Genomic DNA, 22765 nt, shown 5'->3' on the forward strand with positions numbered 1-22765 from the left:
TCGGTTGGCTGGTGGCTCTAGGTGCTATTGTTTTAATAGCTGATCGCGCATATTCCACGTGGGCTAGGGGCCTGTTTCCTGTATAAATAGCCTTGCTGAGGTGAATCTCGCGTGGCTTTCATGGTTTGCCTGCTGCATGCGAAGCTCGAATAAGCATGAGCTGCTTTTGGAAGCAGCCAACTCAATGAACTGCTCGGTGCTTTGAATGCCGTTCTTGCTTTCGATGTATTCGAGTTTGCGCAGGATGTGGTCTTTGGCGTCGGAGGCGCTGTACCAGGATCCATTGCGATCGAATTGGCAGCCAGAAGATTGAAGCCGTGCCATCAACGCGTCGACTTCGGCGCGAATTGGCGCAGGCGTTGGAGACGCATGGGCAAGGCCGGTCAAGAGTCCTAAGGCTAATGTTGCGATGATCTTTTTCATGTCGACGCTGTACGGTTATCGAACCTTGGTCAGACTTCCGAACGCTCTACAACCACCTCACTGAACTGCAGCACAGGTTGTATATCCGTGTAATTGGCTATGTCGCCCCTGATCTCCTGCGCGTGCGGGCCGCGGGCAGCCTGGAAAGCTTCGACAGAAGTGCAGATGAAGTCGCACTTGGCCACGTAAACAGGGTCAGTGCCCGGAGCACCGCCTGCGATGCCCTTGTCCACCGTGTAGTACAGACATGCAGCGCCGAGCCGCTGTTTCACCATTGGCATATGCCTCTCGCGGTAGTAAGCATGGTCGAATCGCGCGCCTGCGGCGTACGGGTACATGACACTGACTTTGATCATCGGGTTTTCTCCTGTTAACGCATGGTAATTGAGCGCCGCAGCCTGTGACGATGACAACGGGCGCTTGTGCCGGGTAGCTGAGGCGCCTGCAGACTGCTTGCGGACATTCTCTGCGCTCCGAAGCAGTCGTTAACGTCTGAATACACCGGCCTGCATGGCTGTTTGCGCAGGTCCGGTGGATTGATGCGTTAGCAGTTTCACCGCTCCTCCCAATGCACTGGGAGGTCCAAAATTTCGTTGTCCTTCCAGGCTGTGACAACGCCAGAAACAAATGTGCCTTTATTGTTCTTGGCGATGTTTAGCGAACTGACGTGGAGACGATAGCCTGGGCCGACCTGCTGCTCAGCTATGGACTTCGCGCGGTCCGCCGATTCACCGCTTAGTAAGAGGGCGATGAAGGTGCCCATGACAATGACCAACCCAACGCCTGCTGCTGCGGGAATGCGCATGTCACGTTGTTTTCTCCCAGCGCTGGCACGGGCGGCTATGACTGGCTCGCGCCCAAGTTCCCTAATTAGCCAAACAAAGAGGCCTAGAACGAACGCCATAAATGTGAACTTAGCAAATGACGTACCCGGATTAAGGCGGAACTGTGTGAGCGTAAGGGCGAAGGGCTGCATGAAGGGCCATGCAATCAGCAATGCAACGAAAGCTGCAAGCATAAAAACAGCGAACCACCGAACTAACGAAGCCGCCCGAAGACTGCCACGCAGCAGAAAGATGCCAGCGAATACCGCAAATATGTTGAAGCTCGACGAATACGAAATGCGGTTGGCAATGCAGTAAATCATCACCGCAATGTCGATCAAGCCGACTACCAACAAGACAGCGCCGACGCGCTTGAGAATAGGAGTGTGCTGTGTATCCATAAGACTGCAAGCGAATAACGTATAGAAATGTCATTGGAGCGTATCAGACTGATACCCAACCGTTAGAAGAATGTATTCGGCCACAGCCCTTGACGCCAACAGACTGAAAGCGGTCGTCTGAAGGTGCTTACCAGGCCTAGTCCTGAAAATCCCACGGAATCTCTTTTTTAAATATGGCAATTGCTTCCTCAATGAGATTGAGGGGCGCTTCGCCCTTGAAAAGCGTTACTGTTCTTGTCTTCTTTGTGTCATCCCTAAAGACTTCCAAAACCATCTCGCCGTCAATCTGGAGTTCAATGCCGATGCCATCACGATCACCCACATCACTTGCAATTGTCCAAGACGACTTTTGAGCTTCGGTCATTAGCAGAATTTCCTCTTTCATTTGAAGGTTGGAACCACGACCCGCTTCCGCCGTGAAATGGCTGAGTCAGAGACATGAAGTGCTATGCCCTTCTGCATCCTTGCCGTGGAGCGCGTAGAAATGTCGCGCCGCCTTTAGACCTTCTTGAGTGCAGGTTTCGCAGATGGGAGAGCCGCGCATACCTACAAAAGTTGGAATCATCGCGCAGTATCCACAGGGCAGTTCGCTAAGGCTTTGGACATCGGCGAACCGCGATGCAATGTAGGCCAGGCAGTTCTCGCAGGCGTAGCCATCAACGCCGTGGGAGGTGGGTCCACCGCAATTTGTGAGCCGCAGTGAGCAATGCCGCATCGCAGATTCTTCAAATGTGACCTTGTGACGTTTCATATGTGCCTATCCGGCGCTAAACGGAGTCGGTTACAGCACAAAGATAGAGAGCACGGCGATTCGACGTTCAAGCTACACCGCCTGAAGTAAGTTCAAATCGAAGTTCGATTTTCGCAATGAGTTCTTGCTCACGTTGCGATAGACCGCATGTGCAATTGGCTAGGTCAAGAACTTCTGGCCCAGTAGCATCAACTGCCGGGCAGTCAGGATCGTGCTCAGCGTAGGAATCAAGAAAAGTTCGCAACTCGCTTATCAAAGGGTCTTCTTGCTTATTCATTCCGCTTTATATTCAATTTTTAGGTGGCCTGCAAACCACTGCTAGACGGCGGCTATCGCAGCGAAGCCGAGGCGTCTACAGACTGATTGCGGTCTTTCGCACTACTCCAAATCAGACCTTAACACCCGCGTTTAAGGGGCGGCAAGCCGCGGAGCAGGTTGACGTCCCTTTGAACAACCAGTTGGGCCATTTTTCGTTAGTACTTATTTGATTGCAATGCACTTGATGTTTCAATCCGTGGCTCACCACTACCACTCTCTGTACGGAATATGACTGTTGTGGGTTACGTTGCTCAGACTAGTGTTGCTCAGGAACATGCTCAAGGAAGAGTGCGAAAGTTCTTCATGCTGAGAGGGGCCCAATGTAATGCTGTCAAAGTACGGTCGTGGCTCTTGCATGGGAATCTCTACGTAGGGCACGAGCAATGACGCGCCGGGTCGAAACTTGACGAGGGGAGATACGTAGCTTGGGAAGTACTCGGAGATGAGTCTCCATTCCTTCTCTTCGGCGAAGGCCTCGTGCTTGAGCAGCGCGAGAACCTGCAGTACATCTCCACGAAAACGCTCTAGAAAATAAAAGTACTCCGTTCCCCTCGGATTTGGCGGTCCCGGAATCGGCCTCTCGTTTCTAAATGTTGTTAGCAGCTTGGCAAACAAGCTGGACAGAATGGCTTGTTGATCGACGTTCCCGTAGACGCATTTAGCAATACGAAATTGAACTCCTGCAATGCGCCGTAGCGTGGTGGGTGAGAATTCGATACTGACGCCCCTCCCGTGAGGTGTGTAGCTGCGCCATTGGCTCAGCAGGGATCGTTCCTCAGAGAGCGAGAAGACAAAGAGGCAGTATTGGTTGCGATAGAAGCTTCGCGTCCAAGATTGAAATTGCTCTGCAAACTCAAATTCTTGCTGAGTCAGGTTGCCAAAAACAAGATTAGGCTCGATAGCAGATTGCAATAGGTCGCAAGCATGAGTGATCTCTTTGGAGTCATTCAAGTAGTAGACATGACTTGCCCAAAGTGAACATGAGCGATCAATCCCTACGAGAGACTCAATGCCCGTGTAGTGATAGAGCGGGCGCTCCAGTGGCGCCGCGAAGAAGTCGTCGAGTTGGCGCATCAGTGTGTCCTGTGAGGCCTAACGAATAATGAATGAAAAAGTCATCGAAATCTTACAAACCGAGCCATGCCGCCAGATGACCGCTTCCGCCGCGTAACGGAAGTGCAGAAGCTCAATCCTGCCAGTGTCCCAGAGGCCCCGCGAACATTCCCAATGGTGCCTGTGCGAAAGCCTTCGCCTTCTCAATCGCATCCTCAAGCCCATGCTTCTCTGCATCCATTTCCTGGAGTCGTTGGTAGGCGGCATCCCGGCCCTTCGCATCCACATCACGTTCCTGCAGTGTCAGCTTGATCGTCTGTTTTTCCGATTGGATGGCGGCCAGGCGTTCGTACAAAGGCTGGAGTCCCGCTTCCACGGGTTGGAGCGACGCGGCGTCAGCCTGGCCCGTGCACAGTGCCACAGTTACGGCGATCAGTCGGAGATTCATGAGCTGGGTTGTAGGTTGCGTTGCGCTGATTCTGGCGCATTGGGCGCTCAAGGCCAATCCTAGTTCCAACTTCCCGTAGCCTCCAGCACCGGCGATAGCTGCGCCTCACCCCACCGCAACGGCAACGCCGCATCAATACGCACCATGCTGCGCACCTGCAGTCGCAGCAACCGCTGCGCGCCCACAAAGCTGTCCAACAGCGCGCCGTCCCAAATGATCTCGGCGTCTACCGCCAGGTGCAGCAAGTCGCCGGTGGCGTAGTCCACCACCAGCAGGCCGGCGCGCGGGTTCACGGCCAGGTTGCCCAGCGTGTTGAAGAAGAAGTTGCCGATGAAGTCGGGCACAGTCAGCGTGTTGCCGTCCACCCGCACAAAGCCGGGTTTACCGCCGCGGTGCGAAACATCCACGCCGTGGGCGGGGCCGCGCTGTTCTAGGTCGGTGCCGGTGTAGGCGGTGGCGATGAAGAAGGTGTCGGTCTGCGTCAGCATCTGGCGTGCAGCCGCGTCCAGGCCTGCGGCGCGGTGTACCACGGGGGGCATGTGGGCCCCGGGCGCCTGATACAGCGGTTCGCGGGCCTGGATGTACTTGGGGCAGTTGCCAAAGCTTTGCTGCACCTGCACCGCAAAGCCGTGGTCGCGCAGCTTGGTCACCACGCCGTTCATGCGGTTGCGCCGGCGCGTGTGCGGTTCAATGCCCAGCAGGCCAATGCGTGCGCCTGGGCGCAGGTTGGCATGCAGCGGGTCGGCCGCCAGCGGCAGGGCTTGTACGGTCAGGGTCTTGTCGTCGGGTGAGGCCACAAACCCCGGTGGCGCGGCCAGCACAGAGGCACAAGGCTGGCCGTCGGCATCCACCGAGCCCACCACGATGAGGGGCAGCTGGGTAAAGAAGCTGCGGTGCTGGTCCGGCATGTGGTCGCGCATGACCACGTTGCCCACGGCGGCCAGCCGCTCGCGCACACCCAGGCGCGCTTGCACGGCCTGTTCGCCCGCGTGAAAGGCCCGTTCAAGGGTGGGCGTGCGCGGGTCCATCTCAGGCGACCTGTTGCAGGGGTGTCTTCACCATGGGCACAAAGCCGGGCAGCGCCTCGATGCGCGCCAGCCAGGCGCGCACCTGGGGGTAGGCGTCCAGCGCCACACGGCCTTCGGGCGCGTGGGCCGTGTAGCTGTAGTTGGCAAGGTCGGCCAGCGTGGGGCGTTCGCCCGCCAGGTAGTTGGTGTGCTGCAGCGTGGCCTCCATCACGGCCAGCAGGCCGTGGGCGCGCTGGATGACTTCTTCTGCCGGAGTGGGGCGTTTGAAAACCGCGATGGCCCGTGCCGTTGCAGCACCTGACGCCAACGGCCCGGCGGCCACCGAGAGCCAGCGCTGCACGGCTGCCGCCTGCACCGGGTCGCGTGGCAGCCAGGCCTCGGGGTTGGGCGCGTAGCGGCTGGCCAGGTAGACCAGGATGGCGTTGGAATCAGTCAGCGTCACGTCTCCGTCTTGAATGACCGGCACCTGCCCAAACGGGTTCAGCTGCAAAAACGCCGGGGCCTTGTGGGCGCCACCGCCCAGGTTCACCTCCACCAGCTCCACAGGTAGGCCCAGCAGCGACAAAAACAGCTCCACCCGGTGGCAGTGGCCCGAAAGGACCATGCGGTGCAGGCGAATGGGAGTGGTGGGGCGTGGAGCTGTCATGGGGGGCTTTCAAAAAAGAAGAAGACAGCGCCATTGTGTTTATTGCCTTGAAATTGATAAATGGCGACAACTGGATTTGACTCATCCGATATCCGGTTTAATACAGGCATGGACAGACTCAAAGCGATGCAAGCGTTCGTGCAGATTGCCGAGGCGGGAAGCCTGACGGCCGCCGCGCGCGCGCTGGAGTCGTCGCTGCCCGCCATGGTGCGCACCTTGGCGGCGCTGGAGGCACACCTGGGCGTGCGCCTGGTGCACCGCACTACGCGGCGCATGTCGCTCACCGAGGAGGGCAAGCACTACCTGGAAAGCTGCCGCCAACTGCTGGGCGCTGTGCAGGAGGCCGAGGCCGCGCTGGTGGCCGACGTCAGCGAGCCCACGGGCCAGCTGCACATCACGGCGCCGGTGATGTTTGGCCAGCTGCACATCACACCCGCCGTCATGCGCTTTGTGCAGCGCTTCCCGCAGGTGCAGTGCAATGTGGTGCTGGCGGACCGCGTGGTGAACCTGCTGGAAGAGGGGCTAGACCTGGGCATCCGCATCGGCATGCTGGAAGACTCGTCGCTGGTGGCGCAGCCTTTGGGGACCCTGCGCCGCGTGGTGGTGGCCAGCCCGCAGTACCTGGCCCAAGTGGGGCGGCCCACACACCCGCGTGATCTGCTGCAGGCCAACTGCATACGCTTTCTGGGCGCCAGCGGCCCGTGGTGGACCTTCCATGCGCAGGGCAAGGCCTTCACCGTGCCGGTCACTGGCAACCTCACCTTCAACCACAATGCCCCCGTGCTGGACGCCTGCCTGGCCGGCATGGGCTTTGGCCTGTTCATCTCGTACCAGGTGGCGCCGCATCTGGCGCAGGGCACGCTTCAGCTGGTGCTGGAAGACTTTGAGCCGCCGCCCCGCCCAATCCACGTGGTGTACCCGCATGCCCGGCTGCTGCCGGCCCGCACGCGGGCTTTCATCGATTTCATCAAGCTGGACTTGAAAGGGCTGGCGCCCTGAAGGCACGGCCCACCGTATTGCACCGCACGGATCAGCCCCGTCAGACCTCTAAGATCTCCCCTTGTTAGAAAGGGAATGCCATGAAACAAAAAATCTCCAGCGCCGTGCTTGCGGCGTTCATGCTCACCAGCTGCGGCACCGCCACCGTCAACCCCGTCACCGGCCAGACCGAGCGCTCGGTGATGAGCGAAGAGGACGAAGTGGCCGAGGGCGCCAAGGGCCATGCAGAAGTGATGAAGGAATACGGCGCCTATGCCAACCCCGCGGTGCAGGCCTATGTGAATGCGCTGGGCCAGAAGCTGGCCGCGCAAAGCCACCGCAGCCAGTTGCAGTGGCACTTCACCGTGCTGGACAGCCCCGAGATCAACGCCTTTGCGCTGCCCGGCGGCTACGTGTATGTGACGCGCGGCATCATGGCCTACCTGGACAGCGAAGCCGACCTGGCCGGTGTGATGGGCCATGAGATTGGCCACGTGACCGCACGCCACGGCGCTCAGCGCGCCACACGCCAGCAGACGGCGGGCCTGGGCGTGTTTGCGGCCACGGTGTTGGGCGCGGTGTTGGAAGGGCAGGGCTTTGGCGGCGCCGGGCAACTGGCCAGCCAGGCCTCGCAAACCGTGGCGGCGGGCTACATCGCGTCCTACGGGCGCGACCAGGAATTGCAGGCCGACGGCCTGGGCGCCGAATACCTGTCGCGCATCCACTACGACCCGCGCAACATGGTGGACGTGATCACCGTGCTGAAGAACCAGGAACGCTTTGCCGCCGACCAGGCCAAGGCCGAAGGCCGCCCGGTGCCCAGCGGCAGCGACTGGCTGGCCTCTCACCCCAGCAACGACCAGCGCCTGCAAACCATCACCGCGCTGGCGGCGCAGTACAAGAGCGATGCGGGTTACGGCGACGAGGGCCGCACCCGCTACCTGAAGGCGCTCTCGGGCATGACCTTTGGCGATAGCGCCAGCCAGGGGCTGGTGCGTGGGCGCAATTTTTACCATGCGCCCCTGGACTTTGCGGTCACCGCGCCCGTGGGCTGGTACATCCAGAACGACAACGAGCAGCTGGCCCTGCTGAACACCGCGCGCGATGCCGCCGTGATCGTGCGCCTAGTGCCACCACAGGCGGGCAAGACGCACACCGAGGTGATCCGCAACGTGCTCAAGCCCACCCAGGGCAAGGTGGAAACCACCACCCTCAACGGCCTGCCCGCCACGCGCTTTGCTGGTACGCGCACTGCCAGCAACGGCCAGTCCCAGGCGCTGGAAGCCACGCTGGTCACCGGCCCCAGCGACCGGATTTATCTGCTGCAAACCAGTGCCAAAGATGCTAACGCCCTGCAGCGCGCCCGTGCCCAGGTGCGCGAGGTGGAGGGCAGCTTTCGGGCCCTCACGGCGCAAGACCGGGCCGCCGCCCGGCCCTGGGGACTGAAGACGGTGCCTTACCCCAAGGGCGGTTTTGCGGAGCTGGCCAAAACATCCCCCATTGCCCGGCCGGAGCAGCAGCTGCGCCTGATCAATGGCTTCTATGGCGGCGGTGAGCCCGCTGTGGGGCAGTTGGTGAAGGTGGTGGACAGCCAGTAAAGCGGCTCAGGCGAAGGTATTGAGCTTGGTGCCTACGCTGCCGCTGGTCGCCAGGGGCGGCATTTGGGGCAGGGCCTGCAGCAGGGTGGCCGCTGACACCGCCTGCATGTCCAGCGCCTTTTTCAGCACCAGGATGTTTACGGCATCCGCCGTGCTGCCTTGGGCGGCGGCGCTGGCGGCTTGCACGGCGGGGGTGCTGGCAATGTTCATGAGAACTCCGGAAATGCAAAGAGCGGTGGATGGTTATCGGCTGCGGGCCGCCCCAACTTGAGGGCGACTTCTACAATGGTCTGACTCCCTGGACCCAACCGCACTGCCCCATGCCCTCCCTCCATATCTCCACCCAGTTTGACTCCGGCGCCATCGACGTGGTGCGCCTGGACAGTCCGCAGGACATCCAGCTGCGCATCCGCAAGGACAGCGCATCCGACTTTGCCCAGTGGTTCCACTTCTGCCTGCATGGCGCGGCCTACCAGCCGGTCACGCTGCGGTTTCTGAACGCATCGGAATGCGCCTACCCCAAGGGCTGGGAGGGCTACCAGGTGCTGGCCAGCCACGACCGCCAGCACTGGAGCCGCATCGACACCCAGTACGACGGCAAGGAGATGACTGCGCGCCTGACGCCCATGGCACAGGCGGTGTATTTCGCCTACTTCGAACCCTATTCGTACGAGCAGCACCTGGACTTGCTGGGCTCGGTCGGCGCCTCGCCCTGGGTGCAGCTGCAGCGCCTGGGCAGCACGGTGCAGGGGCGCGACATGACGCTCTTGCGCATCACCGATGAAGCAGGCGCCACGCCGCTGGAAGACAAAAAGAAGGTCTGGGTGATCGCCCGCCAGCACCCCGGTGAAAGCATGGCCGAGTGGTTTGTGGAAGGTATGCTGGAACGCCTGCTGGACGGTGACGACGCGGTGGCCCGCGTGCTGCTGGACCGCTGTGTGTTTTACGTGGTGCCGAATATGAACCCTGACGGTGCGGTGCTGGGCAACCTGCGCACCAACGCTGCCGGCGCCAACCTGAACCGCGAGTGGGCTGCTCCCACGGCCGACAAATCGCCCGAAGTGCTGCTGGTGCGCCAGGCCATGCTGGACACGGGGGTGGACCTGTGCCTGGACGTGCATGGCGACGAAGGCCTGCCCTACAACTTTGTCGTGGGCTCCGAGGGCACGCCCGGTTACAGCCCACGCGTGGCCGAGCTGGAAGACGCTTTCAAGGCCGTGTGGCTGGCCAGCTGCCCGGATTTTCAGGACGCGGTGAACTACGGCAAAGTGGCGCCAGGCCAGGCCAATATGACGCTGGCCACCAACTGGATCGCCCAGCAGTTCGGCTGCCTGGCCCTGACCATCGAGATGCCTTTTAAAGACAACGCCAACCTGCCCGACGTGCTGAACGGCTGGAGCGGCGAGCGCTCCCGCAAGCTGGGCGCCAGCGTGCTGCAGCCGCTGTTGCAGGTGGGTTTCTAGCGCCGCGTGTGCGACACCGCACAGTACAAGGCCGCCGCCGGCCCCATGCTGAAGACTTTCCTAGGAACGCTAGGGCTACGTCTTGGAGGTGTTGCAATGAGAAAGTCTGATGAAATCGATGTAGGTGCACTGCGTGAGCGCGCGCGCCTTCACATGGAGCAAGGTGCGGTGACCGAGGGCTACACCGCCGACCGTCCCGTGGTGCTGAAAATGCTCAACAGCGCGCTGGCTACCGAGCTGGTGTGCGTACTGCGCTACCGGCGCCACCACTTCATGGCGCGTGGTATCCATTCGCAGGCTGTGGCGACTGAGTTTTTGGCCCATGCCAACGAAGAGCTAAGCCATGCAGACCAGTTGGCCGAGCGCATTGTGCAGCTGGGCGGTGAGCCCGACTTTGCCCCCGACACGCTGCTGGAGCGCAGCCACGCCGAGTACCGGGAGGGCGCTACGCTGGCGGACATGATCCGCGAAAACCTGGTGGCCGAGCGCATCGCCATTGACAGCTACCGCCACTTCATTGGCTACCTGGGCAACCAGGACCCCACTACGCGACGCCTGCTGGAAGCCATTTTGGCGGTGGAAGAAGAACACGCCGATGACCTGTCCGACCTGCTGCAGCATGTGCCGACTGTCCCACCTCCGGTACAGCAGACGCTGGGCCTGCACGCCATCATCTAGTAGCCCATCACCAGACCTACCGCCATGCGCTGCGCCCTGGTCGCCATGGTGTGTGTTGTGGGTGCCGCCCTGGTCGCGTGCGGTGAGACCGCCACTTTGCCGGTGTCTGCCGGAACCGGGCCCCACCCCACACTGCCGCCGCCTGTCCCTACGCTGATACCAACTGTGAACACCGCATTGGCGGTGGGCTGGGCGCCGGGGCAAATGCCCGAGTCTGTGGCAGGAACCCAGGTGCAGGCGTTTGCCAGCGGGCTGGACCATCCGCGCTGGCTGTATGTGTTGCCCAATGGCGATGTGCTGGTGGCCGAGAGCAATGCGCCCGCCAAGCCCGATGCCCACCCCACGTTGCGCGAGAGGATCATGGGGCTGGTGATGCGCCGTGCCGGGGCTGGCGTGCCCAGCGCCAACCGCATCACCCTGTTGCGCGATACCGATGGCGATGGCGTGGCCGATACCCGCACCGTCTTTATCGACGCGCTGCACTCCCCGTTTGGCATGGCGCTGGTGGGCAACACCCTGTATGTGGCCAACACCGATGCGGTGCTGCGCTTTCCCTACGCGCCTGGGGACCTGCAGATCACGGTGCCGGGCGAGAAACTGCTGGACCTGCCCGCAGGGCCCATCAACCACCACTGGACCAAGAACCTCATCCCCAGCGCCAATGGCCAGCGGCTGTACGTGACCGTGGGGTCCAACAGCAACGTGGCCGAGAGCGGCATGGAGGTGGAGGCCGAGCGCGCAGCCATCTGGATGGTGGACCTGCCGGGCGGCGCGCACCGCGTGTTTGCTGCGGGCCTGCGTAACCCTAATGGCCTGGCCTGGGAGCCCAGCACAGGCGCCTTGTGGACCGTGGTCAATGAGCGCGATGAAATTGGCAGCGACCTGGTGCCCGACTACCTGACGCAGGTGGACGACGGAGCCTTCTATGGCTGGCCCTACAGCTACTACGGGCAGGTGGACAGCCGGGTCACGCCACCGCGCCCCGACCTGGTGGCCAGTGCCCGCCTGCCGGACTACGCGCTGGGCCCCCACACGGCGTCGCTGGGGCTGGCGTCTGCCCAGGGCAACCAGTTGTCCGCCGGGTTTGCGCAGGGCATGTTCATTGGCCAGCATGGCTCGTGGAACCGCCGCCCGCACAGCGGCTACAAGGTAATTTTTGTGCCCTTTGACAAGGGCGTGCCATCCGGCCCGCCCCAGGACGTGTTGACCGGTTTTCTGACCGACGACGGCCATGCGCGCGGGCGCCCGGTGGGCGTTGCACTGGACACCCACGGTGCCCTGCTGGTGGCCGACGATGTGGGCAACGTGGTGTGGCGCGTCAGCCGGACCGCAGGGCCCCACTGAGCGCGCGATTTACGCTGGCTGCGACAGGGCGGCCTGGCCTTGGCCCAATAGTGATTGGCTGATCTCTGTGGATGCCTTGGTCCGTTCCGTTTCGCCCTGGGTATGCACCACCAGCACCACGCTGCCGGATTTGATGGCATCCATCACCAGCTCTGAAAATCGGCCCTCTTTGCTGGCAGTGCCGGCCACCGCCCCCACAATGCCGCCCACGCTGGCAAACCACCCCAGCATGGCCAGTGGTGCAATCAGCGGGCTGGCCACAAACAGGGTGATATTGGCCGCCCACAGCAGGGCGGTGCCCACGGCACCCACGCCGGTTCCCACCGCTGTGCCAATGGCACCGTCCACCACCATGTGTTTGAGAATCTCGTCGCTGCCCTCAGTCGCAGATGGGGTGGGCATGTCCTGCAGTATCTCGATGCGGTCTGCAGAAAACCCCAGGCCGACTAGGCGGGCCTGCACGCGCATCGCTTCTTCCCGGGTGGTGTAGAGGGCGGACACCCGATGGTCCGCGCCAGGGTGGGTAGTTGTGTTCATGGGGCACTCCAATCAAAAAATGGGCCGACCCCGGCAGGCACTTGCCCGTGGAGTTCGGCCCATTCTGGAAGGAGTGCTGCTAGGCGTCGGTGCGCCGGCCCACGCACTGCGCGTGTGGCTTACTTGCCGTTGATGCCGAGCAGTTCCACTTCAAACACCAGCGTTGCATTGGGGGGCACCACGCCACCCGCACCGCGCTCGCCATAGGCAATTTGCGGTGGGCAGGTCAGCTTGGCCTTGCCGCCAATCTTTATGCGCTGCACGCCTTCGGTCCAGCACTTGATCACGCCGTTCAGCGGAAACTCGATCGGCTCGCCGCGCTTGTATGAGCTATCGAACTCACGGCCATCGGGGAAGGTGCCGCGGTAGTGCACTTTCACCTTGTCGGTGGCGCTGGGGCTGGCGCCGCTGCCGTCCTTCAGCGAGCGGTACACCAGCCCGGTGCTGCTGACCACGGCGCCGTCTTCCTTGGCGGCGGCCGCGGTGGTGGCGTTTTGCGCCCAAGTGAGAGAGCTGGTGGCCAGGGCCAAAGCCAGGGCGGTGTGTCGCAAAAAGGTGTTCATGTCAGTCAGTGTTGAAGAGTTCATCCAGCTGGCATTGTGTCAGCCTGCGGCCTGCCATCGTTCAGCGCCGCACGCCGTACCACAGCTCGTGCCGGTTCGAGGGCGTTTCCGGTGTTGGCAAGGGGTTGCGCAACTCGATCACCGTGCGTTCATTCAGCCTGGCCTTGCGGACGCGCTCGCCCCAGTCTTAATCGGCGCTTAATCTGGCGGGGCTACATTGGTCTTTTTGGAGGATCCATGCGTATTTCAGAACCTCTGCGCTATGACGCTGTCAGTCGCGCTTTTCACTGGCTCACAGCCATCGCGGTCGTCGCGGCTTTCATCCTGGGGCCTGAACACTTCGGCCGCCAAATGCGTGATGGCCTAGACCCCGCGACCCGATGGGACATCGTGTGGCACGAGTCGCTGGGCCTCTTGGTGTTCTTTATGACACTGCTGCGTTTGCTCTGGATGGCTGCACGCCCCGCGGCGCCCCAGTTTGAAATGGCAGCGTGGATGCAGTGGGCATCCAAGGGCGCGCATCTGGGTTTGTGGGTGCTCATGCTGGCGACACCGTTTACCGCAGTGCTTGCGCTAGGAACCGAAGGGCATCCCCTGACCCTGCTAGGCGGCGTTCGTATTAGCGAGCTGCCATGGACTCAGGCAATCCCCTTGGTGGATACCGTGGACTGGGGCGACGTGCACCAGTTCTTTGGCGACGCCATCCTCTGGCTGGCTGGCCTGCATGCCGTGGCCGCCATCTACCACCACGTGGTGCTCAAAGACGACGTGCTCGCCGCCATGGCGCCCGTTCTGCGCCGCAAAAATCGCTGAAACCTACCGGGCTTGGCGCCGCATGCACAAGGTGCCAATCGCCAGCGCCGAGCCCGCCAGCACTTCAAACCAGATCGTCAGGTTGGTGGCCAGGGTGTGCTCGGAGCACAGGGCCAGCGTGTAGTGCAGCAGGCCGTCGAACCCGCAGGCGCCGTAAGCCATGAGCAGCAGCGCCCCCAGCGCATGCAGCCCCAAGCGGCTCACGATGAGCCCCGCCACCCCCAGGCTGCTGACCGCCAGCCAAGCCCAATACACCGTCTCCCGCGTGATGAAGGCGGGCATGTTGGGGTAGATCGCAATGAACTCCGCGTTGTGCGCAAAGTGCGTCAGGCTGGCGATGAAGTACACCACCAGCAGCAGCCAGACGGGTTTGGGGATGTGGGGGGCGGTGAGGGGTAGGGGCATTTTTATCTAATCTGTGCAGGGTCATTGCTCCAACGAGACGGTTCTTGAAGCATTGCGGGGTGGCATCCGAGATACTCGTGCATGGTTGGAATTTGGCGATTGAGCAGACACAGAATTGTCGTTGCTACATGCAAAAGCCCCACCAGTTTTGCAACGGTGGGGCTTATGTTTGGCACGAATTGCTACTAATTCAGTAGCTGCTAGCGCATATTCCACAGGGCTAGAGGCTGATTTCGTACTAATTGTTCAGCTGTACCTCCACAAACCTGTCGCCCTTGAATACCCGTCCCGCATTGCCCCGCGCCACTCCGTAGTGCTGTAGCCACCGCGCATTGCGGGCGGCGGTGGCTTCCTCGGTTGCCGCACTGGCCAGCTTGTGCGCCAACAGTGCGCGGGCCAGGCGTTTGTTGGCATGCTGGCTGCGCTCGGTCTGCACCTTCACGCTCAGGCCGGTGGGCACGTGCGTGGCGCGCACGGCAGAGTCAGTCTTGTTCACGTGCTGGCCACCGGGGCCGCTGGCACGCAGGGTTTCAAAGCGCAGGTCTTTGTCCTGCAGTGCTTCACTGGCGTTTGGCGCATCGGGCTCAAACACCTCCGCACCTATGAACCAGTTCTTGCGCTTGTGCCCTGCCCGGTAGGGGCTGGGGCAGCTCCACTGCACGCTGCCGCGCCAGCGCAGCGCCACGGCATGGGCCGCGTCGCCTTCCAGCGCCAGCAGCACAGACCGCAGGTTGCCCAATCTGTCACCGGGCACCTCCTCCAGCAGCTCGGCGCTGACGTCTATGTCGGCACATTCCCGCAGCAAGACCTGCAAAGCCTTGCGCACGGCCAGGCAGCATTCTTCCGGGCCGGTGTTGGCTGTCAGTTGTAGCAAGATCATTCGCAGCACTCCCCACGGGTTTTGTAGGTCAGCACCGGCTTGGTCCGCGCCAACAGTTCCACCAACCCGGCGCCCACCAGCGCTTGCACCACGCTGTCGATGCCCTTGTACGCCTGCGGTGCCTCTTCGTAGATGAGCTGCTTGTCGTTGCAGATCACGCGGCTGCCCAGTGCGGTGCGGCCCATCTGCGTGGGAGTCATCAGCTTGAACAAGCGGTCTTTGCAGGCCGAGCGAATCCACTTGCGCCCCGCGCCATGTGCCAGCGACAGCAGCGTGTCGTGGCACAGGCGCGTGGGGCGCACCAGGTAGCTGTAGTCCCCGCGCGAGCCGGGTATCAGCACCGCACCTTGGTCCGATGGCGTGGCGCCCTTGCGGTGCAGCCAGCCCATCTGGCCATGGATGCTGGTGCTGGCCACAAAGTTGTGGTGCACGTCCAGCACACAGCGGCCATCGGCGCGCACATTGGCCAGCAGCCGCTGCGCCACCAGTTGGCGGTTGCAGCGCGCGTAGCGCAGAGCCGCATCGTGCTGCGCCAGATAGTCAGCAGCCTCTGCCGTGTCGGCCTGCAAACCGCGGTGGCCAAAGGCATCCACGTGCTGGCGCAGGATGCGTTCACCCAAACCGCGCGAGCCGCTGTGCACCAACAGCAGCAGGTACTGCTTGTCGATGCCGAGTGCGGCCAGCGCTTCGGGGTCGTGCACCGTGTCTACTTGCTGAAACTCTGCAAAGTGGTTACCACCGCCAATGGTGCCCAGCGAGGCCCCGTGGCCACTGTGTTGCACATCACAGCGCGCCATGGCTTGCGTCACCGCCGCGGTGTCCTCCATGGGGCTATCGATGTTGCTCACGCGCTTTTCCAGCTTGTCGAGCTTGATGGCGCTGGCGCGCAAGTCGGTTTGCCACAGCGCCATGCCGCAGCCAATGTCATTGCCCACCAAAGCGGGGTAGAACTGTTGTGTTGAGAAAAATGCGGCCCCTACTGGATAGCCGCGCCCAGGGTGCAAGTCGGGCATGCCTGCGACGCGTTGCATGCCCTCCAGTTGCGATGTGGTGATGAGCTGCGCGATGGCAGCGTCTTCCATCCACGTAGCGTCAGACGCGACCACACAGGCGCGGTCCGACACGTGTTTGACAAAATTGCCCATTAAAAATCCAGATTCAAAAATCGTTGAAACCGGACCGGGACAGACGCGCGCCGTTGGCACGCTAAAAAAGGCGGGAGAGGCTTAGTTGATAAGCCCCGCCACCGCTGACCCAGCCCACAGGGAGGTCGTGTTCTTTTGCATGTTGTTCTCCTGGTAGGTGGATGAAAGGGTGGGGAGTGCAGTGGTTGCGCGCTGGCTGGATGCCACGGCGAAAACTGCAGGGCGCGACTTTAACGGGAGACGCGGTGTGTGGCAAATGGGCGATGCATTGCTGATGCGTTTATGCGACAGCGCATCTCTTGCAATGGGCTCGCAATACAAACTTTTTACAAATTTCTCAAACTAATCTCACCAGCCATATGCGCATTTTCAAGAAACTGGATTGGCAAATTTCGCACTTACCATCCAATCCTAAGGGGTCTTGAAATGAAAGAAATACTGAGTCGACTGTGCGGCGTGCTGCTGGTGCCTTTGGGCCTAGCGGTGGCATCGGGCGTGCAGGCCAAGTCTATTGACTTTGAAGCACGCTTGGGCACGCCAGTGGTGCAGGCTGGGCGTGCGCAAACTACCTTTCTTAAAGTGGCCTTGACGGGCTTTGAGTTGCAGGCGCAGGGCGATCGACCGCTGGCCAACGTTGCCATCGTCATCGATAAGTCGGGTTCTATGGGCGGGGATCGCATCGAGCGCGCCAAAGAGGCCGCCATCATGGCGGTAAACACCTTGCAGTCCAACGACATCGTCTCCGTGGTGGCCTTTGACAACACGGTGGAAGTGGTCACCCCCGCCACCAAGGTGTCGGACAAAGAGCGCATTGCGCGGGCCATTCGCGGCATCTATGTCAATGGTGGAACGGGCTTGTTTGCCGGTGTGAGCAAAGGCGCCGCAGAGGTGCGCAAGTTTCTGGACAAGAACCGTGTCAACCGTGTCATCTTGCTCTCCGACGGCCAGGCCAACATAGGCCCAAGTTCTCCTGCCGAGTTGGGGCAGCTGGGTGCCGCGCTGGCGCGCCAGGGCATGAGCGTGACCACCATCGGCTTGGGCCGCGACTACAACGAAGACTTGATGACCCAGCTCGCCTCTTACAGTGATGGCAACCACATGTTTGTGGACAACTCACGCGATCTGGCGAGCATCTTTCAGCGCGAGTTTGGTGACGTGGGCTCTGTCGTCGCGCAAGAGGTGGAGGTGACCATTCGTCTCAAACCCGGCATCCGCCCCATTCGCATTCTGGGCCGTGAAGGTGAAATTGCCGATGGCGTGGTGCGCTTGCGCATGAGCCAGCTCTATAGCCAGCAAGAAAAATACGTGGTGCTGGAGGTGGCGGTACCCGCCCGCAAGGCCGGACAAACCATGGACCTGGCCGATGTGGATGTGTCATACCTGAACATGCAGAGCAAATCCACCGAACGCATGAACCGCTCGGTGAACGTCAGCTTTTCCGATTCTGAACAAGCCGTGGCCAGCGCGACCGACAAGAAAACCATGATCTCTGCGGTGCAACAAGTCGCCAACGAAAAGAGCAAAAACGCCCTGCGTTTGCGTGACGAAGGCAAGATAGAAGAAGCCAAAAAGGTCTTGGAAGAAAATAGTAACTACTTGAGCCAGAATGCCGCCAGTCTGGGAAGCGCGGGCGCCCCAGCTCCCGCGTTGCAGGAAATGGAGGCAAGTACCAAAGAGCAAGCCTCCAAGATGGAGTCAAAGGACAGCGCCGAGTGGAAGGCGTCTCGCAAGTCCATCAAGGCTGATCAATACAAGCTGGAAAAACAGCAAAAGTAGCAAAAAAGTAGGAGTAGGTTTGCAAAAGAAGATTGCCGTCATTCTGTTGTTGATTGTGCTGCTGCCAGTGGGGCTGCTTGCATGGCTGGGCCTGCGCATGGCCAACAACGAACAACGGGTGGCGGCAGCGCAGGTGCAAGAACTGGTGCAGTCCCAACTGGGCAACGTGGACGACACCATCAACGCCTACTTCCGCGCGCTGCAAGACGACTGGGTGATTCGCCTCCGAGCGCAGCCGCTCGACACCCAGGCGCTTGCCGCGCTGCCCCAGGAACTGGGTGTGGTGCAGCAAGCGTTTGTGATTGGTGCTGACGGCAAGCGTGTCTATCCCTCACCCACTGCCGCCCTGACTGAGTCAGAAAAACAGTTTGTCCAGCGCACAGCAGCCCTTTGGGACAACCCCGGGTTGCTTACCCAGGGGGCATCGATTGGTGGTGCGGTGGGAAGCGCAAATGCAAATAGTCTTGTGTCCAAACGCTATGGCGCAAGCGCAGCCAGCGCCGATGCGGGGCCTGCGCAGTGGGGCTGGTACACATGGCACTGGAATGCAGAGTTGCACCACATCTTTTGGCTGCGCGATGCGCAGAACCGCCTGGTGGGGGTGGAGCTAGCGCCCGTGGCGCTGGTGGCAGACATCATTGCACTGCTGCCCTCTACCAGTGCGGATGGCTCCCAGGCCAAGAGCAGCACCCGTCTGGTTAATGGCAATGGGCAGGTGGTGTACGAGTGGGGAAGCTACCAGCCCGCCAGTGGCGAAAAGAGTTTGGCCATGCGCCCACTGAGCCACCCCTTGGGCACCTGGAAGCTGGAATACTTTGGCCCCGCGCTGGCCACAGCGGGCGTGGTGAATACGTGGGGCCTGGTGGCCGGCTTGCTGGGGTTGGCCCTTGCGTTGGTAGGCTTGGCCCTGTACCTGTACCGCGAACACACGCGCGAAATGCGCCTGGCCCAACAGCGGGTCAACTTTGTGAACCAGGTGTCGCATGAGCTAAAAACTCCCCTAACCAACATCCGCCTGTATGCAGAGCTGATGGAAGATGAGTTGGACCCTGTGGTGGACGAGCAGGCGGCAGGCGGTAGCAAAGCGCACCGGTACCTGGGCATCATCACCGCCGAGAGCCAACGCCTCTCGCGCTTGATTGCCAACGTGCTCCGCTTGGGGCAACTCCAAAAAGCACAGTTCACGCTGGCCTTGCAACAAGGCGTGGTGGACGAGGTAGTAGCGCGCTGCATTGCCGCATTCCGCCCCGCGCTGGAGGCCAAATCCATCACCGTGCAATGCACAGCGCAGGCGCCGCGCGTGGTCATGTTGGACGCGCAGGCGCTGGAGCAAATTTTGAACAACCTCTTGAGTAACGCCGAGAAATATGCCGCCAGCGGTGGCGCAATTTATATAGAGACCACCCAAACCCAAGGCGTGAGCACCATCGACGTGCGCGACTTGGGCCCAGGCATCCCTGCCAGTGAGTGCGAGCGGGTGTTTGAGCCTTTCTACCGCATCAGCTCCAAGCTGACCGATGGCGTGGCTGGCACCGGCATTGGGCTGGACATTGCCCGCCAGTTGGCCCGCCAGCACGGGGGCGACGTCACCTTGCAAGCTGCGCAGGCCGGCGCGCACTTTCGCGTAACCCTGCGCACCGAGTTTGTGGAGCAGACGCCATGAAAGTATTGATCGCTGAAGACGACCTGCACATTGGCGAGGGCCTGCGCGACGTGGTGGAGGCCGAAGGCTACACCCCCATGCTGGCCAGCGATGGGGAGCAGGCACTGGCACTGTTTCATGCGCAGCGGCCGCAACTGGTGCTGCTGGACATCATGATGCCCAAGCGCGACGGCTACACCGTTTGCCGCGAGATACGGCGCGTGGACAACGACGTGCCCGTGATCTTCATCAGCGCCAAGTCCGAAGAGATAGACCGCGTGCTGGGCCTGGAGCTGGGGGCCGATGACTACATCATGAAACCCTTTGGCGTGCGCGAGGTGGTGGCCCGCATCCGCGCAGTAACGCGCCGCACACTGGCGCGCACGCCCACGCCAGAGCTTGCGACAGATACCGTGCGCATTGGCGACTTGGAGCTGTACCCATCGCAACTGCGCGCCCGCCGGGACGACACGCAAATAGACCTGAGCCTGCGCGACGTCAAAATCTTGCAGCACTTGCTGCAACACAAAGGCAAAGTGGTGGACCGCGACAGCCTGTTTAACCACTGCTGGGGGCGAGACTACTTCCCCAACAGCCGCACACTAGACCAACACATCTCCAAGCTGCGCAAACTCATTGAGCGCGACCCCAAAGCCCCCGCCATCATTGCCACCGTGCATGGAGTGGGCTACCGGTATGACGAGCCGGGGGCTTCTTGAGTTGATGGTTGCTATTGTTTGTATAGCTGCTTGCGAAATATCCACGGGGGCTAGAGGCGGATTTTACTCTGTAGGTTCTGCGAATGGAGTTGGGGCTGTACGACTTAAGCAGGAGGGCTTAAGAGGTAAAAACTCTGCACCACCTAATGTGCGTTTGTGCCAGCTCGTTTTTGTGCTGGGTGGGGTGGCTGTAGTCGACCCGAAGCGGACTTCTGGCATCTCGGATTTATGACGTGGTAGCTGACTTTCGAAGAGGGTTCAATGGACGGGTACGATTGACAGCCGGAATGCAGCGAGTCCAGTCGGTCGTGGCCAAATGATGAACTAGCGGTCTCGGCCACATTGCGGTCGCTGGACATTCATGCGCGGTCTGGCGGATCTCAGATTCAAGGGAAGTTCCGGCGAGTTCCTCGGCGTGGCAGGACTCGGGGACGAATGGCGCAGAGGACAACGACAATAATCGGCCGCGGATCGAAAACTTCCCCGGTATCTACGACCCCAGAGAGGATGCTGATGAGGGAATATTCCGAAGAAGAGATCCAGGATCTTACGGATCGCGTGTTCCTAGCGAGGGAGCAGCTTCAGGCAGGGAAAGTGCACTTTGCAGCGCACCTCGCTGACGATTTCTTTCGCAGCTTCGAAGCAATACGGCTACGCGCGGACGGCAAGGTCGATCCTCGCACCGTGGACGGTCGCATCCGGTCCTTTACGCTTGCAATGGTCGCCATGCGTCAGCGAGAGGACGCCAAGAAGGCCGTGAGCCTCGCCGACATCCAGTCAGCGTATTTTGACTTTCTGTTCCAGCAGTTCGGTGCCTTCTACGAACCGATGATCAAGGCCGGAGGCAATCCCGGTCAAGCTGGGCGATTGATCTCCAACGATCCTAAGCTGGTGGAGAGCTTCATCAAAGGGCTGCCAGAACTCGCTCAGGTCGTCAGGGAGTTCTGGAATTCCATCGCAGATGCTGCGGCGTATCACCTACAAGACGGCACACAGCTGAAGGCGACATTCGCTGGTGATCTGTTCCCGCCATATTGGGAGAACGCCGTTTCGACGGCAGGCCTCTATGTAGACACCATCGTGCTGCCCTGCCCGATCATGCGTATAGCCCCGCTTCTCCATGTGATGCCGCCGAAGGAATTCGTCAGCATCCTCGTTAAGCATACGTTCACTGCAATGGGCTATCGCGAGCTTGCGACAGCTGACATCGCTCCCCCTCTAGCCTTGGTTGTGCCCAACCCCTCGGACTTTGAAGACGATGGCAGGTCCGCCCTTGTGGCGGAATGCGAGCCGCTTACCTGCAAGCATGCGGGCTACCTGTTCGGACGGCAGTTCGAGTCGGTGGAGGACTTGCAGGAGTTCTGCGGGAACCTCCCCACCGTGGAAAGCGTGCTGGCGGAGTTGAAAGGGAAAGATCGGCTGATCTTCGACACAGAGTGGGGAAGCGAACCCAAGGCCCAGCTTGAACATGCGATGAAGGATGCGCTATTCCCGGGACTGGATCCGAAGGTTGCTGGGAATCACGTCTTCAAGGCGTGTCTTGGCCGAATGCCGCAGGCTGTGGCTGCGCAACGGAATGCACGGCATTTCGGAGGCACACCGCTGATCAACGCGGAAACGTCATGGCTGCACTACACCTGGATGCTGGAGTACGAGGGCGCTCCTGTTCGCGGAGACGAGAAGGACCGCACTAGCATGCATGTAGTCAGGGCTTTGATGAGTGAAACAGGGAAAAACTTGGAATGGCTGGGCAACGTTCCCCCTGAAACCATTCTGCAGATCCGCAAGCAAGGACTTGCTGAAGAGGTTCGGGCGATCCTTGGGCACGGCGTGTCTGACCTTGTCGGCATCAACCCCGACAACTATTTCAGAACTGCCGATCAAGTGGTCGAGAACCTTGAGCAGGCGTTTCGCGCCCACCAAAAAGCAATTGCCGAGGCGAGGCTCAAGAAGCTCAAGCTGTTTGGCGTTGATGTGACCCAGTGCGTGGCAACAGGAGGACTGGCGGTGGCGGCTGCCCTAACTGGCAGCGTTGCACTAGGGGTGGCGTCCGGTATCGCCGGCAGCGCTGGATTTGCCAATCTCAAGGACATCAAGACCAAGTTCACCAATATCGTGGCCGAGGACCGGGCTAGAAAGTTCTCTCCCACTGGCCTCCTGTTCCGCCATGTCCGTAGATAGGACTCGTCACCCTTGTCCATGCTCTAAAGCTAGATGGGAGACTGTTTTACTTAGACCGGTTTCTCTTGACTTATCAACTGAGAGTGAGTGCGTTATTCAAAGATCACAGATCTTGGCTAAAAGTTTGCACCATTGATCGACCGTACACCTT

General features: G+C 60.8%; 25 protein-coding genes. 10 read left to right on the plus strand and 15 right to left on the minus strand.

From position 1 onward, the window contains the following. Positions 1–63: 63 nt before the first annotated feature. The 9 genes from AC1DZ5_RS10125 to AC1DZ5_RS10165 form a co-directional block, all read right to left on the minus strand. Positions 64–423 carry a DUF5329 family protein gene (locus tag AC1DZ5_RS10125; protein ID WP_477888626.1) on the minus strand — a complete coding sequence of 120 codons (360 nt, stop codon included), beginning with the start codon at positions 421–423 and terminating at the stop codon, positions 64–66. A gap of 29 nt (positions 424–452) precedes the next feature. Beyond that, positions 453–779 (minus strand): EthD family reductase, encoded by a 327-nt coding sequence (locus AC1DZ5_RS10130; RefSeq protein WP_477888628.1) that lies wholly within the window; start codon positions 777–779, stop codon positions 453–455. A 197-nt stretch (positions 780–976) separates the two neighbouring features. Next, positions 977–1648, minus strand: a complete 672-nt coding sequence (locus AC1DZ5_RS10135; RefSeq protein WP_477888630.1) for a hypothetical protein — start codon at positions 1646–1648, stop codon at positions 977–979. A gap of 136 nt (positions 1649–1784) precedes the next feature. Continuing rightward, positions 1785–2012 (minus strand): hypothetical protein, encoded by a 228-nt coding sequence (locus AC1DZ5_RS10140; RefSeq protein ID WP_477888632.1) that lies wholly within the window; start codon positions 2010–2012, stop codon positions 1785–1787. Between the two features lie 66 nt (positions 2013–2078). Continuing rightward, entirely contained in the window at positions 2079–2399 is a 321-nt protein-coding gene (locus AC1DZ5_RS10145; protein WP_477888634.1) for a hypothetical protein, read from the minus strand. 525 nt (positions 2400–2924) lie between these two features. Continuing rightward, the gene (locus AC1DZ5_RS10150; protein WP_477888636.1) at positions 2925–3791 is read right to left on the minus strand and encodes a DUF2971 domain-containing protein; all 867 of its coding nucleotides are present in this window, start codon (positions 3789–3791) and stop codon (positions 2925–2927) included. A gap of 112 nt (positions 3792–3903) precedes the next feature. Further along, on the minus strand, positions 3904–4218 hold the full coding sequence (locus AC1DZ5_RS10155) for a hypothetical protein (RefSeq protein ID WP_477888638.1): 315 nt from the start codon (positions 4216–4218) through the stop codon (positions 3904–3906). A gap of 59 nt (positions 4219–4277) precedes the next feature. Next, positions 4278–5246: a pyridoxamine 5'-phosphate oxidase family protein gene (locus AC1DZ5_RS10160; protein WP_477888640.1), complete on the minus strand. Its 969-nt coding sequence runs from the start codon at positions 5244–5246 to the stop codon at positions 4278–4280. 1 nt (position 5247) lies between these two features. Next, complete coding sequence (locus tag AC1DZ5_RS10165) at positions 5248–5892, minus strand: glutathione S-transferase family protein (protein ID WP_477888642.1); 645 nt, start codon at positions 5890–5892, stop codon at positions 5248–5250. A 108-nt stretch (positions 5893–6000) separates the two neighbouring features. Between AC1DZ5_RS10165 and AC1DZ5_RS10170 the strand changes: the two genes are divergently transcribed. Both AC1DZ5_RS10170 and AC1DZ5_RS10175 read left to right on the plus strand, forming a co-directional pair. Next, positions 6001–6891, plus strand: coding sequence for a LysR family transcriptional regulator (locus tag AC1DZ5_RS10170; RefSeq protein WP_477888644.1), 891 nt, complete (start codon positions 6001–6003; stop codon positions 6889–6891). Between the two features lie 80 nt (positions 6892–6971). After that, positions 6972–8468: a M48 family metalloprotease gene (locus AC1DZ5_RS10175; protein WP_477888646.1), complete on the plus strand. Its 1497-nt coding sequence runs from the start codon at positions 6972–6974 to the stop codon at positions 8466–8468. A 6-nt stretch (positions 8469–8474) separates the two neighbouring features. Here AC1DZ5_RS10175 and AC1DZ5_RS10180 read toward each other — a convergent pair whose 3' ends face one another. Next, complete coding sequence (locus AC1DZ5_RS10180; RefSeq protein WP_477888648.1) at positions 8475–8678, minus strand: putative motility protein; 204 nt, start codon at positions 8676–8678, stop codon at positions 8475–8477. 110 nt (positions 8679–8788) lie between these two features. Here AC1DZ5_RS10180 and AC1DZ5_RS10185 point away from each other — a divergent pair, with 110 nt between their 5' ends. The 3 genes from AC1DZ5_RS10185 to AC1DZ5_RS10195 all read left to right on the plus strand — a co-directional run bounded on the left by AC1DZ5_RS10185 (position 8789) and on the right by AC1DZ5_RS10195 (position 11953). After that, positions 8789–9931, plus strand: coding sequence for a M14 family metallopeptidase (locus tag AC1DZ5_RS10185; RefSeq protein WP_477888650.1), 1143 nt, complete (start codon positions 8789–8791; stop codon positions 9929–9931). A gap of 96 nt (positions 9932–10027) precedes the next feature. Then, positions 10028–10609: a ferritin-like domain-containing protein gene (locus AC1DZ5_RS10190; protein ID WP_477888652.1), complete on the plus strand. Its 582-nt coding sequence runs from the start codon at positions 10028–10030 to the stop codon at positions 10607–10609. A 24-nt stretch (positions 10610–10633) separates the two neighbouring features. Continuing rightward, a complete protein-coding gene (locus AC1DZ5_RS10195; protein WP_477888654.1) occupies positions 10634–11953 on the plus strand; it encodes a PQQ-dependent sugar dehydrogenase in 1320 nt (439 codons plus the stop codon). Positions 11954–11962: 9 nt separating this feature from the next. Here the strand turns inward: AC1DZ5_RS10195 and AC1DZ5_RS10200 are convergent, their stop codons facing one another. Both AC1DZ5_RS10200 and AC1DZ5_RS10205 read right to left on the minus strand, forming a co-directional pair. Continuing rightward, positions 11963–12490 carry a hypothetical protein gene (locus tag AC1DZ5_RS10200; protein ID WP_477888656.1) on the minus strand — a complete coding sequence of 176 codons (528 nt, stop codon included), beginning with the start codon at positions 12488–12490 and terminating at the stop codon, positions 11963–11965. 119 nt (positions 12491–12609) lie between these two features. Next, positions 12610–13053, minus strand: a complete 444-nt coding sequence (locus AC1DZ5_RS10205; protein ID WP_477888658.1) for an FKBP-type peptidyl-prolyl cis-trans isomerase — start codon at positions 13051–13053, stop codon at positions 12610–12612. A gap of 237 nt (positions 13054–13290) precedes the next feature. Here AC1DZ5_RS10205 and AC1DZ5_RS10210 point away from each other — a divergent pair, with 237 nt between their 5' ends. After that, positions 13291–13866, plus strand: coding sequence for a cytochrome b (locus AC1DZ5_RS10210; RefSeq protein ID WP_477888660.1), 576 nt, complete (start codon positions 13291–13293; stop codon positions 13864–13866). Positions 13867–13869: 3 nt separating this feature from the next. On the opposite strand, the gene AC1DZ5_RS10215 is transcribed toward AC1DZ5_RS10210, so the two are convergent. From AC1DZ5_RS10215 to AC1DZ5_RS10225, 3 genes are all read right to left on the minus strand, one after another. Then, the gene (locus tag AC1DZ5_RS10215; RefSeq protein WP_477888662.1) at positions 13870–14271 is read right to left on the minus strand and encodes a hypothetical protein; all 402 of its coding nucleotides are present in this window, start codon (positions 14269–14271) and stop codon (positions 13870–13872) included. A 238-nt stretch (positions 14272–14509) separates the two neighbouring features. Further along, positions 14510–15151 (minus strand): peptide chain release factor H, encoded by a 642-nt coding sequence (gene prfH / locus AC1DZ5_RS10220; RefSeq protein WP_477888664.1) that lies wholly within the window; start codon positions 15149–15151, stop codon positions 14510–14512. Next, on the minus strand, positions 15148–16296 hold the full coding sequence (locus AC1DZ5_RS10225; RefSeq protein WP_477888666.1) for an RNA ligase RtcB family protein: 1149 nt from the start codon (positions 16294–16296) through the stop codon (positions 15148–15150). The genes prfH and AC1DZ5_RS10225 overlap by 4 nt, the downstream gene beginning before the upstream one ends. A gap of 426 nt (positions 16297–16722) precedes the next feature. On the opposite strand from AC1DZ5_RS10225, the gene AC1DZ5_RS10230 reads away from it, so the two are divergent. The 4 genes from AC1DZ5_RS10230 to AC1DZ5_RS10245 all read left to right on the plus strand — a co-directional run bounded on the left by AC1DZ5_RS10230 (position 16723) and on the right by AC1DZ5_RS10245 (position 22614). Then, a complete protein-coding gene (locus AC1DZ5_RS10230; protein ID WP_477888668.1) occupies positions 16723–18072 on the plus strand; it encodes a vWA domain-containing protein in 1350 nt (449 codons plus the stop codon). 19 nt (positions 18073–18091) lie between these two features. After that, a complete protein-coding gene (locus tag AC1DZ5_RS10235; protein ID WP_477888670.1) occupies positions 18092–19735 on the plus strand; it encodes a sensor histidine kinase in 1644 nt (547 codons plus the stop codon). After that, on the plus strand, positions 19732–20433 hold the full coding sequence (locus AC1DZ5_RS10240) for a response regulator transcription factor (RefSeq protein WP_477888672.1): 702 nt from the start codon (positions 19732–19734) through the stop codon (positions 20431–20433). The genes AC1DZ5_RS10235 and AC1DZ5_RS10240 overlap by 4 nt, the downstream gene beginning before the upstream one ends. Before the next feature lie 513 nt (positions 20434–20946). Continuing rightward, positions 20947–22614 (plus strand): hypothetical protein, encoded by a 1668-nt coding sequence (locus AC1DZ5_RS10245; RefSeq protein WP_477888674.1) that lies wholly within the window; start codon positions 20947–20949, stop codon positions 22612–22614. The last annotated feature ends 151 nt before the right edge of the window (positions 22615–22765 follow it).

Source organism: Rhodoferax sp. P1_F3, assembly GCF_056405715.1.